Source organism: Streptomyces sp. NBC_01294, from assembly GCF_035917235.1.
Taxonomy (GTDB): Bacteria; Actinomycetota; Actinomycetes; order Streptomycetales; family Streptomycetaceae; genus Streptomyces; species Streptomyces caledonius.
On sequence record NZ_CP108423.1, the window covers coordinates 2858858 to 2872169 of the forward strand.

Annotated in this window: 16 protein-coding genes; 5 read left to right on the plus strand and 11 right to left on the minus strand. The window is 72.4% G+C overall.

Annotated elements, in window-relative coordinates; all coding sequences use genetic code 11:
• Positions 1–105 precede the first annotated feature (105 nt).
• Genes OG534_RS12560 through sigE form a run of 3 tightly spaced genes read right to left on the minus strand, consistent with a single transcriptional unit; the run spans position 106 to position 2954 of the window.
• Positions 106–1455, minus strand: a complete 1350-nt coding sequence (locus OG534_RS12560; protein ID WP_326588167.1) for a S1C family serine protease — start codon at positions 1453–1455, stop codon at positions 106–108.
• A 54-nt stretch (positions 1456–1509) separates the two neighbouring features.
• Positions 1510–2178, minus strand: coding sequence for a zf-HC2 domain-containing protein (locus OG534_RS12565; protein WP_326588168.1), 669 nt, complete (start codon positions 2176–2178; stop codon positions 1510–1512).
• Positions 2175–2954, minus strand: coding sequence for an RNA polymerase sigma factor SigE (gene sigE, locus OG534_RS12570; protein ID WP_326588169.1), 780 nt, complete (start codon positions 2952–2954; stop codon positions 2175–2177). The genes OG534_RS12565 and sigE overlap by 4 nt, the downstream gene beginning before the upstream one ends.
• Positions 2955–3131: 177 nt before the next feature.
• On the opposite strand from sigE, the gene OG534_RS12575 reads away from it, so the two are divergent.
• Positions 3132–3794: an O-methyltransferase gene (locus OG534_RS12575; RefSeq protein WP_030385883.1), complete on the plus strand. Its 663-nt coding sequence runs from the start codon at positions 3132–3134 to the stop codon at positions 3792–3794.
• A gap of 77 nt (positions 3795–3871) precedes the next feature.
• On the opposite strand, the gene OG534_RS12580 is transcribed toward OG534_RS12575, so the two are convergent.
• Entirely contained in the window at positions 3872–4525 is a 654-nt protein-coding gene (locus tag OG534_RS12580) for a hypothetical protein (RefSeq protein WP_326588170.1), read from the minus strand.
• A 92-nt stretch (positions 4526–4617) separates the two neighbouring features.
• A complete protein-coding gene (locus tag OG534_RS12585) occupies positions 4618–4785 on the minus strand; it encodes a DUF3117 domain-containing protein (protein ID WP_003966491.1) in 168 nt (55 codons plus the stop codon).
• A 333-nt stretch (positions 4786–5118) separates the two neighbouring features.
• Here OG534_RS12585 and OG534_RS12590 point away from each other — a divergent pair, with 333 nt between their 5' ends.
• Positions 5119–5922, plus strand: a complete 804-nt coding sequence (locus tag OG534_RS12590; protein WP_326588171.1) for an enoyl-CoA hydratase/isomerase family protein — start codon at positions 5119–5121, stop codon at positions 5920–5922.
• Between the two features lie 98 nt (positions 5923–6020).
• Here OG534_RS12590 and OG534_RS12595 read toward each other — a convergent pair whose 3' ends face one another.
• The gene (locus OG534_RS12595) at positions 6021–6611 is read right to left on the minus strand and encodes a DNA-3-methyladenine glycosylase I (RefSeq protein WP_326588172.1); all 591 of its coding nucleotides are present in this window, start codon (positions 6609–6611) and stop codon (positions 6021–6023) included.
• Complete coding sequence (locus tag OG534_RS12600) at positions 6608–6964, minus strand: DivIVA domain-containing protein (protein WP_326588173.1); 357 nt, start codon at positions 6962–6964, stop codon at positions 6608–6610. The genes OG534_RS12595 and OG534_RS12600 overlap by 4 nt, the downstream gene beginning before the upstream one ends.
• Before the next feature lie 76 nt (positions 6965–7040).
• On the opposite strand from OG534_RS12600, the gene folP reads away from it, so the two are divergent.
• Entirely contained in the window at positions 7041–7901 is an 861-nt protein-coding gene (gene folP, locus OG534_RS12605; protein WP_326588174.1) for a dihydropteroate synthase, read from the plus strand.
• Between the two features lie 85 nt (positions 7902–7986).
• Here the strand turns inward: folP and OG534_RS12610 are convergent, their stop codons facing one another.
• Together OG534_RS12610 and dapE are read right to left on the minus strand one after the other, a co-directional pair.
• On the minus strand, positions 7987–8745 hold the full coding sequence (locus OG534_RS12610; protein ID WP_326588175.1) for a TIGR00730 family Rossman fold protein: 759 nt from the start codon (positions 8743–8745) through the stop codon (positions 7987–7989).
• Positions 8746–8809: 64 nt separating this feature from the next.
• A complete protein-coding gene (gene dapE, locus OG534_RS12615; protein ID WP_326588176.1) occupies positions 8810–9889 on the minus strand; it encodes a succinyl-diaminopimelate desuccinylase in 1080 nt (359 codons plus the stop codon).
• A gap of 86 nt (positions 9890–9975) precedes the next feature.
• On the opposite strand from dapE, the gene OG534_RS12620 reads away from it, so the two are divergent.
• Both OG534_RS12620 and OG534_RS12625 read left to right on the plus strand, forming a co-directional pair.
• The gene (locus OG534_RS12620; RefSeq protein ID WP_326588177.1) at positions 9976–10971 is read left to right on the plus strand and encodes a hypothetical protein; all 996 of its coding nucleotides are present in this window, start codon (positions 9976–9978) and stop codon (positions 10969–10971) included.
• Positions 10972–11215: 244 nt separating this feature from the next.
• Positions 11216–11590: an ATP-binding protein gene (locus tag OG534_RS12625; RefSeq protein ID WP_326588178.1), complete on the plus strand. Its 375-nt coding sequence runs from the start codon at positions 11216–11218 to the stop codon at positions 11588–11590.
• Between the two features lie 74 nt (positions 11591–11664).
• Here OG534_RS12625 and dapC read toward each other — a convergent pair whose 3' ends face one another.
• Both dapC and fdxA read right to left on the minus strand, forming a co-directional pair.
• Positions 11665–12759: a succinyldiaminopimelate transaminase gene (gene dapC, locus OG534_RS12630; RefSeq protein WP_326588179.1), complete on the minus strand. Its 1095-nt coding sequence runs from the start codon at positions 12757–12759 to the stop codon at positions 11665–11667.
• A 133-nt stretch (positions 12760–12892) separates the two neighbouring features.
• On the minus strand, positions 12893–13222 hold the full coding sequence (fdxA, locus tag OG534_RS12635; protein WP_030713714.1) for a ferredoxin: 330 nt from the start codon (positions 13220–13222) through the stop codon (positions 12893–12895).
• Between the last annotated feature and the right edge of the window lie 90 nt (positions 13223–13312).

Consider the following 13312-nt stretch of genomic DNA (forward strand, 5'->3'; position numbering starts at 1 on the left):
CTCGGTCTCTCACTTCAGGCCCCGACACACGGTACCCGGCGTTGTCCGCGGGCCCATACCTGCGTACCGTCTCCGTCGCCCTTTCACCCGTCCGTCATGCCCCGCTCATGAGCCGTTCGCCGATCCGAGGACCACTTCCAGCGTGCGTTCCCGGCCCTCGCGGAGCACCGTCAAGGTCAGCGGGTCGCCGGGGCGGTGGGCCCGGATCTTGATGATCAGCTCGTCACCGCCGCGCACGCGCCGGCCGTCGACCTTGGTGATCACGTCGCCGGGCTTGATCCCGGCCCGCGCGCCGGGTCCGCCGGCGACCACGGCCGGCTTGCCGTCCTCGCCCTTGTCCCCGACCCGGGCCCCGTCGCCCGTGTAGTCCATGTCGAGGGTGACCCCGATGACGGGGTGCGTCGCGCGGCCGGTGCGGATGAGCTCCTCGGCGACGCGCTTGCCCTGGTTGATGGGGATGGCGAAGCCGAGTCCGATGGAGCCGCCCTGCCGGGTGGGGTCGTCCTTGTCGGCCCCGCGGATGGCGCTGTTGATGCCGACCACGTGGGCCTTGGCGTCGAGGAGCGGGCCGCCGGAGTTCCCGGGGTTGATGGGGGCGTCGGTCTGCAGCGCGTCGACGTAGCTGATGTCGCTGCCGTCGCCCTTGTCGCCGCCGGCGGTGACGGGCCGGCCGGTGGCGCTGATGATGCCGGCGGTGACGGTGTTGGAGAGGTCGAAGGGCGCGCCGATGGCCACGACCGGGTCGCCGACCTTCACGTTCTCGGAGTTGCCCAGGCTCAGCGGCCGCAGTCCCCGTACCCCGCTGACCTTGACCACGGCCAGGTCGTAGCCGGAGTCGCGGCCGACCAGCTGGGCGGTCACGCTCTCGCCGGTGCTGAAGGTGACCGCTATCTCCCGGGCGTCGGCGACCACGTGGTTGTTGGTGAGGATGTGCCCCTGCTGGTCGAGCACGAAGCCGGTGCCCGTCCCGCTGCCCTTCTCGCCCCGCACGTGGAGGGTCACCACGCCGGGCAGCGCGGTGGCCGCGATCCCGGCCACGCTCTCGGGCGCCCGGCCCTGGTCCGCGACGGCGGACTGGGGCAGCTCCAGGCGGGTGCTGCTCTGCCGCTCGGCGAGCACGCCGAGGTACCCGCCGATCCCGCCGGCGAGCAGGGCGGTTCCCGCACTGAGGGCGGCCACCTGCCACAGCCGGAACCCGCGCCGGTCCCTGCCCCGGTCCACGACGTGCAACGGCTGCTCGCCCCAGGGGTCGTACCGCACCGCGCGGGCCGTCGCCTCCTGGTCCGGGGACGCGTCCTCGACAGGTAGGTGAGGCTCGCCGGCCGGCGAGCCACCGCCCGCCGGGTCCCCGGCCTCGGGCCGCGGGCCGGGCAGCCCTTCGCGGCGGCCGTCAGCCGTGCCCTCGGGCCGGCTCCACCACTGCGGAGCCGGATCGGTCTGCTGCCTGTCGGCCATGGGCGCTCCCCGCGTACCTATGCGCATGTGCCGCAGATTCAACCAGGTCCGGCGTCAGCGCAGCAGGGAGACGGGACGCGCCGGGCTCGGCGGGGTGGGGTGGAGCGGCGGGAGCGGGGTGGCGAGCGGGGTCGCGACCGTCGAAAGGAGGGTCGGGACGGCCGCGGGGGTGGGCATGCGGTCGCGCACCGCCGCGTCGGACACGGGCAGGGCAGGACCGGTCCTGGTGGCGGGGGCGGGTGAATCACCCCGGACGTTCGGGTCCCCGGCCTCCAGCGGCAGCGCACCGCCCAGCGCGAGCGCGGCCAGCGACACCGCTCCGGCGGCGACGAAGGCGAAACGGCGGCGCGGGCGGCCCACCTCGTGGATGCGGAAGCCCTGCTGCTGCGGCCTGGCGGCCACCGGCAGCCCGTACGCGAACGCCTCGAAGGGGTCGGGTCTCGTGGTGCCGGGCGGTCCCGCGGGGCCTGACGGGCCGTCGAGGCCGCCTCCGGGCAGCCCCTGCAGCCGGGCCAGCAGTCCGGCGGACAGCGGCGGCGGCGCGCTCTCCACGAACATGGTCTTCAGACGGCGCTGGGCATCGGCCTCGGCCTTGCACTTGGCACAGGTCGCCAGGTGGGCCAGGACCCGCTCGCGCGCGTCGTGCTTCAGCTCCCCGTCCACCAGGGCGGCGAGCCGGTCGCCCAGGTGCTGTTCGGCGGGGGACGGACTGGCTGCGGTCACTCGGGTCCGCCCTCTCCCCCGGTACCGGGCGCGCCCATCGACACACCGGCCAGGGCACGCTGCTCCGCACGGGCCGCGGGGGACCGGTGCTTGAGCGCCTTGCGCAGGTGCGAACGGCCCCGGTGGATACGACTGCGCACGGTGCCGAGCTTCACGCCGAGGGTGGCGGCGATCTCCTCGTAGGACAGGCCCTCGATGTCGCACAGCACCACGGCCGCACGGAACTCGGGGGCGAGGGTGTCCAGGGCCTGCTGCACGTCCGCGTCGAAGTGGGTGTCGTGCAGGACCTGCTGCGGGGACGGCTCACGGCTCGGCAGCCGCTCGGCGGCGTCGTCGGCGAGCGCGTCGAAGCGGATCCGCTGCTTGCGGCGCACCATGTCCAGGAAGAGGTTCGTGGTGATGCGGTGGAGCCAGCCCTCGAAGGTGCCGGGCGTGTACGTGGACAGCGAGCGGAAGACGCGGACGAAGACCTCTTGGGTCAGGTCCTCGGCATCGTGCTGGTTACCCGTCAGACGGTAGGCAAGGCGGTAGACCCGCGCGCTGTGCGTGCTGACGATCTCCTCCCAGGAGGGAGGGGTCCACGCCTGGGACCCCGCATCGGCGGCAAAGGTCGCGGTGGTTGCGGTGTCTGCGGTGTGGAAGCGGTCAGCAATGTAGGTCACGGATTTCGGCTCACCCGCCGACCGGAAGAGGCGTCTCAACGCGCCCCGACGATCCACAGGCGCAGCCGCACCTCCCCTGTCGGCTCTGGTGGTGTCCAGTGGAGTCCCTACCATAGCCACCCCCTCTGTCAGCTCCGGATAAGTGTTTTTGCAGTATCTTTACGCGAGACTTAGGCCCTGGAGCGGTCCCGGCCGTCGATCTGCCCGGCACCGCCCTTCTTATCCCGCCTCCACCCTTCACAACGCCCGGTCCCATCTGCGGGTTCCCGACGTCAGCGGATACAGTCACCGTTGCGCCAACTATGGGGACAGGAGAGGGTCATTACCGGCAACCGGCAGACGAGCTGGGCGTTCGCCGACGCGTTTGTCGCCGAGGACGACGCTCTGCGATGGGCCCGCGACCGGTCCAGGGAAGCGGGCCTGCGGTCCGTCTCCCCCGGCACCGGGGCCGCGCTGCGCCTGCTGGCCGCCACCGCGGACGCCAAGGCGGTCGCCGAGATCGGCACCGGAACCGGCGTCTCCGGCATCCACCTCCTGCACGGAATGCGCCCGGACGGGGTCCTGACCACGGTCGATCCCGAAGCGGACCGGCAGGCCTTCGCCCGCCAGGCGTTCCGCGCCGCCGGCTTCGCGGGCAACCGCGCCCGCTTCATCCCCGGCCGCGCCCTCGACGTCCTGCCCCGCCTCGCCGACGGCGGGTACGACCTCGTCTTCTGCGACGGGGACCCGTCCGAGTCGCTCGACTACCTCGCCGAATCGTTGCGTCTGCTGCGCCCCGGCGGGCTGGTGTGCTTCGAGGGGGTCTTCTCCGACGGCCGTACGGTCGACTCCGCGGCGCAGCCGGTGGAGGTGCTGCGCGTCCGCGAGCTGCTGCGCAGCGTCCGGGAGAGCCCGGCCCTGGAGGCCGCGCTGCTGCCGGTGGGCGACGGGCTGCTGTGCGCCGTGCGCCGCTGAGGCCCGGGCCGCCGATCCCCCGCGCGTGGTTCCGTAGCCCCGCGATCCCGTAATCAGTGGCCCCGTGGTCCCGCGGCTCAGCTCAGGAGCGCGAAGGTGAGGGCCGCCGTGCCGCCCAGCGCGGTGCCGGCGAGGAGCTGGGCCGCCGTGTGCGCCTCGAGCACCAGGCGGGACCAGCCGACGGCGGCGGCGATCAGGGCCGCGGGCAGCACCTGCGGGCCGAAGACGAGCACCAGGATCATCACGGTGCCGCCGGCCACCGACATGTGGATGGATATCTGCCACCCGACCGTGACCAGCAGGGACGACACGAGGCCCACGAGCATCGCGACGACCAGTGCGAAGACGTCCCGGGGGGCGCCGAGCACGTGCAGGAGGGTGATCCCGGCGACGACGGACACCAGGCTCAGCGCCATCGGGACGACCCGCTGCCGCCGCACCCGTATGTGCTGGTCGGTCAGCGCGCCGCGGCGGACGCCGAGGGCGATGATGCCGATCGGGACCACGCCGCAGAACAGGGCGGCGAGCAGCCCCCACCCGAGGCCCGACCACGACGTGGTGCTGCGCCATCCGACGAGCAGGAGCAGGACGACCACCAGGTTCGCCGGTGCCAGGACGTCCGAGAGGACCCGGGCCGCCTTCTGGCGCGGCGTGCAGTCGGCGAAGGCGGGCGGCGCGGGCGGGGAGAAGGTCACGGCGTGGGCTCCGGAGGGAAACATGTCCTCGAACACGACACAACGCTGCCCCGGCCGCTGATCGCGGTCGGGGCAGCGCAGAGAATGCAGAATGCAGAAGGTGGAAGTGCTGTCGGCGTCCCCGAAGGTCAGCCGACGACCTTCTTCAGGGCGTCACCCAGGGCGTCCGCCTCATCAGGGGTCAGCTCGACGACAAGCCGACCGCCGCCCTCGAGCGGTACGCGCATGACGATGCCCCGCCCCTCCTTGGTGACCTCGAGCGGGCCGTCGCCCGTCCGCGGCTTCATGGCCGCCATGCTCGTTCCCCTTCCTGAAACCAGCTCATCGTCAGCCGACGGCCCCATTCAGGCGCCTAATACCCGGCATCGAACACATTGCTTCCCAGCCATTATCCCGCATGTCAGGACCCGATGACCAACATCGCCCGGGAACGCTTGGGCAACGCGCTCGGCCAAAACCACTCATTTCGGGGATCCGCCTGCGATACTGCGCCGCCGCTCCCCAGCAATGCCATCGGCTTTCTTTGACGCACATCACATGTCCGCATCGCTTCCGGTCCGCCATGCTGACCCTTGCACCGGCCGGTACCGGCCGGTAGTCAAGCCCGCGACGAAGGGGGACCCCCTGCCATGGCCGACAGCGTGCTCTACGAAGTGACCGACGGACTCGCGACCATCACGATCAACCGTCCGGACGCGATGAACGCCATGAACACCGAGGCCAAGGTCGCCCTGCGCGACGCGGTCCTGGCGGCGGCCGAGGACACCGCGGTACGGGCCGTCCTGCTGACCGCGGCCGGCAACCGGGCCTTCTGCGTGGGCCAGGACCTCAAGGAGCACATCGGGAACCTGGCGGCGGACCGCGAGACGGGCTCCTCGCTGACCATGAACACGGTCAAGGAGCACTACAACCCGATCGTGCGGGCGCTCACCGAGATGCCCAAGCCCGTGGTGGCCGGGGTGAACGGCGTCGCGGCCGGGGCGGGCTTCGGCTTCGCGCTGGCGGCGGACTTCCGGGTCGTCGCCGACACCGCCTCCTTCAACACCTCGTTCGCCGGGGTGGCGCTCACCGCCGACTCCGGGGTCTCGTGGACCCTCCCCCGCCTGATCGGCGCCTCCCGCGCCTCGGACCTGCTGCTCTTCCCGCGGTCGGTCAAGGCCCAGGAGGCGTACGAGCTCGGCATCGTCAACCGCCTGGTGCCCTCGGACGCGCTGCACGCCGAGGCCGAGGCCGTGGCGCGCACGCTGGCGGCCGGCCCGACGGTCGCGTACGCCGCGCTGAAGGAGTCCCTGGCCTACGGGGCCTCCCGCTCCCTCGCGCAGGCCCTGGAGCACGAGGACGTCCTCCAGACCCGTGCGGGGGCCTCCGAGGACCACGGCATCGCCGTCCAGGCCTTCCTGGCGAAGCAGTCGCCGAAGTACCTCGGCCGCTGAGCAGCTGAGCCGCCGGCCTCTGTACGGGCCCGTGCAGAGGCCCGTGCGGCAGCCCCGTGCGCAGCCCCGTGGCCCGGCTCAGGCCGGCTCAGACCGGGTCAGGCCGGGTCGCGGGAGACGCAGGCGGCCAGGTGGTCGTTGACCAGCCCGCAGGCCTGCATCAGGGCGTAGGCCGTGGTGGGGCCGACGAAGCGGATGCCGGCCTTCTTCAGGGCCTTGGCGAGGGCGGTGGACTCCGGGGTCACCGCCGGGACCTCGGTGACCGTCCGCGGGGCCGGCCCGGGCTCCTCCGGGGCGTGCGACCAGATCAGCGTGTCCAGCTCGCCGGGCTCCCACCCGGCGAGGACCTTGGCGTTGGCCAGGGTCGCCTCGATCTTGGCCCGGTTGCGGATGATCCCCTCGTCGGCCAGCAGCCGCTCCGCGTCCCGCTCGTCGAACTCCGCCACCGCCGCGATCGCGAAGCCGGAGAAGGCCGTGCGGAACCCTTCCCGGCGCCGCAGGATCGTCAGCCAGCTCAGCCCGGACTGAAAGGCCTCCAGGCACAGCCGTTCGTACAGGGCGTCGTCGCCGTGGACCGGACGGCCCCACTCGGTGTCGTGGTAGGCCACGTAGTCCTCGGTGGACAGCGCCCACGGGCAGCGCGGCTTCCCGTCGGAGCCCACGACCGGGCCGACCGCCGGGACGGTCACCGCTCACCGCTCTTGCTGAGGTCGACGTGCCCGGCCGCGTCCTCCGGGGCGGCCGGCCCGGCCGCCGCGGCAGCCGTCAGCTGCGCGATCCGCGCGTCCCGCTCGGCCAGCTCCGCCGCGAGCCGCTCCAGTACGTCGTCCACCTCGGCCATCCGGTACCCGCGCGGGGCGACCGGCAGCCGCAGCGCGTCGATGTCCGCCCGTACGACGGGCCGGGTCTCCGGCAGCCCGTCCGCCACCCGGTCCGGCTCCGCCTCCGGCAGGACGGCCTCCGAGCCACCGCCGATCACCGCGAGGGTGACCGCTGCCACGACCACGACCAGCGCGATCATCAAGAAGAAGAACACGATCAACTCCCCTGAGAGACTCCGGCCACCAGGTTAAGGTCGCAGGCGAGGCGCAAGGGCCGCCGAAGGAGGAAAGAGCAGGATGCTGCGACTGGGCAGGCGCGAGTTCGACACCCACGAGCCGGTGATCATGGCCATCGTGAACCGGACGCCGGACTCCTTCTACGACCAGGGCGCGACGTTCCGCGACGAGCCGGCGCTGGACCGGGTCGAGCACGCGATCGCCGAGGGCGCCGCGATCATCGACATCGGCGGGGTCAAGGCGGGCCCGGGCGAGCACGTGGACGCGGCGGAGGAGGCCCGGCGCACCGTCGGCTTCGTCGCCGAGGTCAGGCGCCGCCACCCGGACGTGGTGATCAGCGTGGACACCTGGCGGCACGAGGTCGGCGAGGCCGTGTGCGAGGCCGGGGCGGACCTGCTGAACGACGCGTGGGGCGGGGTGGACCCCAAACTGGCGGAGGTCGCGGCGCGCTACGGCGTCGGCCTGGTGTGCACCCACGCGGGCGAGGCGGAGCCGCGCACCCGGCCGCACCGGGTCGCGTACGAGGACGTGATGGAGGACATCCTGCGCGTCACGGTCGGCCTCGCCGAACGCGCGGCCGCGCTCGGCGTCCGCCGGGACGCCATCATGATCGACCCGGGCCACGACTTCGGGAAGAACACCCGCCACTCGCTGGAGGCCACGCGCCGGCTGGACGAGATGACGGCGACGGGCTGGCCGGTCCTGGTCTCCCTGTCCAACAAGGACTTCGTCGGCGAGACCCTCGACAAGCCGGTCAAGGAGCGTCTCCTGGGCACCCTGGCCACGACGGCCGTCTCGGCCTGGCTGGGCGCGCAGGTCTACCGCGTCCACGAGGTCGCGGAGACCCGCCAGATCCTGGACATGGTCCGCTCCATCCAGGGCCTGCGCCCCCCGGCCGTCGCCCGCCGCGGCCTGGCCTGAGCCGCCGGCGGACCCGCACCGGGTTCCCGCCGCGCCCGCGGCCCGGGGCCGGCGGGAGCCGGCCCCGGGCCGCGGGCGGCGGGACCTACTTCCCGACTTCCTTCGTCACCAGCGCGATCGCCTCGTCCACGTCGTCCGTGACGTGGAACAGGTAGAGGTCCCTCTCCGAGGCCTTGCCCTGGGCGATCACCGTGTTCCGCAGCCAGTCGATCAGCCCGCTCCAGTACTCCGTGCCGAACAGCACGATCGGGAAGCGGGTGATCTTCTGCGTCTGGACCAGGGTCAGCGCCTCGAACAGCTCGTCCAGCGTGCCCAGGCCGCCCGGCAGGACGACGAAGCCCTGGCTGTACTTCACGAACATCGTCTTGCGGACGAAGAAGTACCGGAAGTTCAGCCCGAGGTCGACGTGCTGGTTGAGCCCCTGCTCGAAGGGGAGCTCGATGCCGAGGCCGACCGAGACGCCGTTGGCCTCGCGGGCGCCCTTGTTGGCCGCCTCCATCGCGCCCGGACCGCCGCCGGTGATCACCGCGAAGCCGGCGTCGACCAGCGCGCTTCCGATCCGTACGCCCGCGTCGTACTCCGGCGAACCCTCCGGAGTACGGGCGGATCCGAACACGCTGATCGCGGGCGGCAGCTCGGCGAGCGTGCCGAAGCCCTCGATGAACTCCGACTGGATGCGCAGGACCCGCCAGGGATCGGTGTGCACCCACTCGGAGGGCCCGGCGGAGTCCAGCAGCCGCTGGTCCGTCGTACTGCCCGCCTTGATCTGGCTCCGCCTCCTCAGCACCGGCCCGAGCTGCTGCTCCTCGGGCCGACGACGAGCGGAACTTTCGGGGTTGCCCATGATGTGCTCCCTCCTGCTGATCGTTGGATCAGGGTAGGCGCACAAAGGTGACGGGAAGCGGAATTCAGGAGGTCAGCCAGGCACGGAGTCGTTCCTCGCAGTGCAGGATCGCCTTCGTCTCGACGCGCTCGTCGACCTTGTGGGCCAGCAGCGCGTCGCCGGGGCCGTAATTGACCGCCGGAACGCCCAGCGCGCTGAAGCGGGAGACGTCCGTCCAGCCGAACTTCGGCATGGCCCGGCCGCCGACGGCCTCCATGAAGGCCGCGGCCGCCGGGTGGGAGAGGCCCGGCAGGGCCCCGCCGGAGGAGTCGTCGACCACGAACTCGGCGATGTCGCAGTCCGCGAACACCTCCCGTACGTGGGCCAGTGCCTCGGCCTCGCTGCGGTCCGGGGCGTAGCGGAAGTTGACCGTCACCGTGCACGCGTCGGGGATGACGTTGTTGGCGACGCCGCCCTCGATGCGGACCGCGTTGAGGCCCTCGTGGTACTCCAGGCCGTCGATGACCGGCCTGCGGGGCTCGTACGCCGCGAGCGTGGCCAGGATCGGGCTCGCCGAGTGGATGGCGTTGGAGCCCATCCAGCTGCGGGCGGAGTGCGCGCGTTCGCCGGCCGTGCGGAGCAGCACGCGCAGGGTGCCCTGGCAGCCGCCTTCGACCTCGGCGTTGGAGGGCTCCAGCAGCACGGCGAAGTCGCCCGTCAGCCAGTCGGGGTGTGCTTCCGCGACCTTGCCCAGGCCGTTGAGGTCGGCGGCGACCTCCTCCTGGTCGTAGAAGACGAAGGTGAGGTCCCGGTTCGGCTCGGGCACGGTCGCGGCGATGCGCAGCTGCACGGCGACACCGGACTTCATGTCGGTCGTCCCGCAGCCCCACAGCACGTCGTTCTCGTCGAGGCGGGAGGGGACGTTGTCGGCGATCGGCACGGTGTCGAGGTGGCCGGCGAGCACGACGCGCTCGGCGCGGCCGAGGTCCGTGCGGGCGACGACGTTGTTGCCGAAGCGGTCCACGGTCAGGTGCGGCAGGCCGCGCAACGCGTGTTCCACGAGGTCGGCGAGTACCTTCTCGTCGCCGCTCACGGACGGAATGTCGACGAGCCGGGCGGTCAGCTCGGCGGCGTCCAGGGTGAGGTCCAGCTCGGATTCGGACATGGAACTGACCCTAATGCCCCGGGCTGCGGCAAAGCCTCCTGCGTCCGGCCGGTGGACGCGTCATATGCCTCAAGTACGGTGGGCGCGTGTCCGAGAACCGTGATCCCCGTCCTCGTCGCCGCAGGCCGCTGCGCGCTGCCGTCGGCCTGCTCGTTCTCCTCGCGGTGGTCGGCTACTTCGCCGTCCAGCGCGCCTCGAACGGCGGCGGCGGCGCCCCGTTCTGTGTGGCCGGTGCGGACACGGCCGGGGCCGACGGAGCCTCCGGATCGTATGAAATGTCCCCGGAACAGGCGGCGAACGCGGCGACGATAGCCGCCGTCGGCGTGGCCAAGGGCCTGCCGGACCGGGCGGTGACCATCGCGCTGGCGACGGCGATGCAGGAGTCCTCGCTGCGCAACCTCGACCACGGCGACCGGGACTCGCTGGGGCTCTTCCAGCAGCGGCCCTCGCAGGGCTGGGGCACTCCGGAGCAGATCACGGACCCGGTCTACTCGGCCGGGATCTTCTACGACCACCTCGTCGACGTGCCGGGGTACTCGCGGCTGCCACTGACGGTGGCCGCGCAGAAGGTGCAGCGCAGCGGGTTCCCGCAGGCGTACGCGAAGCACGAGCCGGACGCCACCGTGATGACCGCGGCCTTCGCGGGCGGCGGCACCCTGGACTGCGGCGGGCCCGCGCCCACGGGGCCGGGCGACGCGGTGAGGGTACGGGCCGATCTCGTCCGGATCTTCGGCGAGGACGGGCTGCACACCTTCGCCCCGCAGGCGGGCCAGGCCGGGCAGGCGGGCCAGGCCGGCCGCAACGCCGGCGGCGGCCGGGGCGCCGAGGGGGTCGAAATCACCCTGGTGGAGAAGCGGGACGGCGGCGAGGCCGCGACGCGCCGCAGCCGGGCGATGGCCCACTGGGCTGTGGCGAACGCGAAGGAGCTGGGCATCTCCCGGGTGTCGTACGCCGAGCGCGGCTGGGTCGCCGGCCAGGACCGGGGCCGGTGGCAGCACAAGGGCGGCACGGGGGCGAAGGACGGCGACGGGGACCCCCACAACGCGGCGCCGGGCGAGGTACGGATCTTCATGGCCCGCTGATCGGCCACGGCCCGTCCCGGGGCACGGGCGCGTGTACGAGTGATCACTCCTGCGGGGGTGATCGGTTCGGCGGCCACGGGTGTCGGAAATCGACGGAAGCCCTGGTGGGCGCGCATCCAATGCGGTTGTCGCGGAAGCCGATTAAACGATGCGTTACCGATCCTTTACCCACCGGCACCGCAACTCCACCCGCCCCACGAGCGGTTATTCACGGCGTACTCAGCCGCTACCGCTTAGGAGCAACATGTCCCTCCCCCTGACCCGTCGGATCGCCCGTGCCGCGCTGCTCCTGGCAGCCGGGACAGCTCCCGTGGTCGGTGCGGCCGGCGCGGCCAACGCCGCCGGTCTGGAGTCCGTGCCGCAGCTGGGCGCCCTCACCGCCCCGGACGCCGCCGACGCGTCCGCGACCGCCGAGACGGCCACGGACACCGTGGGCGAGACCGCCAAGACCCTGCCGGCGCCCGCCGCCGACGTGGCGGGCAAGGCCGGAGGCCTGCTCGGCGGGCTGCCCGTGTCCGAGCTGCCCGTGTCCGAGCTCCCCGTGTCCGAGCTGCCCGTGGGCAGCGTGGGCAGCGTCCTGCCGGGCGGACTGCCCGGCGGTGCGCCGCTGGGCGGCTGACACCGCGGGACGACCGAGGGGGCCGGGAGTGCTAACTCCCGGCCCCCTCGGGCTGTTCCCGGTCCTCCGGCGGATCAGCCGAGGCGCTTGACCGCCGCCTCCACGCGCTCGTCGGTGGCGGTGAAGGCCACGCGCACGAACCGTGCGCCCGCCTCGCCGTAGAAGTCTCCCGGCGCGACCAGGATGCCCAGGCCCGCGAGGTGGGCGACCGTGTCCCAGCAGGGCTCGTCCCGCGTCACCCACAGGTAGAGGCTCGCCTCGCTGTGCTCGACCCGGAAGCCGTGCGCCTCCAGGGCCGTGCGCAGCGCCGCTCGGCGGGCCGCGTAGCGCACGCGCTGCTCCTCGACGTGCGCGTCGTCGCCGAGCGCCGCGACGGTGGCCGCCTGCACCGGGGCGGGGGTCATCATGCCGCCGTGCTTGCGGATCTCCAGCAGTTCGCCGAGCACGTCCGCGTCACCGGCGACGAAGGCCGCCCGGTAGCCCGCCAGGTTGGAGCGCTTGGAGAGGGAGTGGACGGCGACGATGCCCTCGTACGAACCGCCGCACACGTCGTCGTGGAGGACGGAGACGGGCTCGGCCTCCCAGCCCAGCTCCAGGTAGCACTCGTCGCTGAAGAGCAGGATCCCGTGCTCGCGCGCCCAGGCCACGATCCGGATCAGGTCTTCCTTCGGGATGACCCTCCCGGTGGGGTTGGACGGGGAGTTGAGCCACAGCAGCTTCACGCCGGCCGGGTCGAGTTCCGTCGGGTCGTCGTAGACGACCGCCTCGGCGCCGCACAGCCGCGCGCCGACCTCGTACGTCGGGTAGGCGAGCCGGGGGTAGGCGACCTTGTCGCCGGCGCCGAGGCCCAGCTGGGTCGGCAGCCAGGCCACCAGTTCCTTGGAACCGACGACCGGCAGGACGTTGCGGTGTCCGGCGGCGCTCGCGCCGAGGCGGCCGCGCACCCAGCCCGTGACCGCGTCGCGCAGGGCGACCGTGCCCCACACCGTCGGGTAGCCCGGGGAGTCGGCGGCCTCGATCAGGGCGCGCTGGATCAGCTGCGGGACCGGGTCCACGGGCGTGCCGACCGACAGGTCGACGATGCCGTCCGCGTGGGCCGCCGCCGTGGCCTTGTACGGCTCCAGCTTGTCCCAGGGGAAGGCGGGAAGACGGTCGGATACTGCGGCCACGGTGGTCTCTGCTCTCTCTGAGTGCTGGTTGCGATGCGGGGTGCGGGGCACACGGGGCACGGGTCGGAAAACACCTCGGTCCCGTGCGGCGGGAAGGCCGTACGGGACCGAGGGGCGCCTCTGCCGTGAAAGGTCAGTGCTCGCCGTTGATGCCGGCGGGCAGCGCAGCGATGAAGGGGTGATCGCGCTCGATCAGGCCCAGCTTGGAAGCACCACCGGGCGAACCGAGCTCGTCGAAGAACTCGACGTTCGCCTTGTAGTAGTCCTTCCACTCTTCCGGAGTGTCGTCCTCGTAGAAGATGGCCTCGACCGGGCAGACCGGCTCACACGCACCACAGTCGACGCACTCGTCCGGGTGGATGTACAAGGACCGCTGGCCCTCGTAGATGCAGTCGACGGGGCACTCTTCGATGCATGCCTTGTCCTTGACGTCGACACAAGGCTCCGCGATGACGTAGGTCACGCTCTCGTTCCTCCTCGGTAGGGCTTTCCATATCGCGCGGGAGCGCGGCGTCGTCGATGCCCGCACCTAGTATCTCCGTTCCCGGGCACG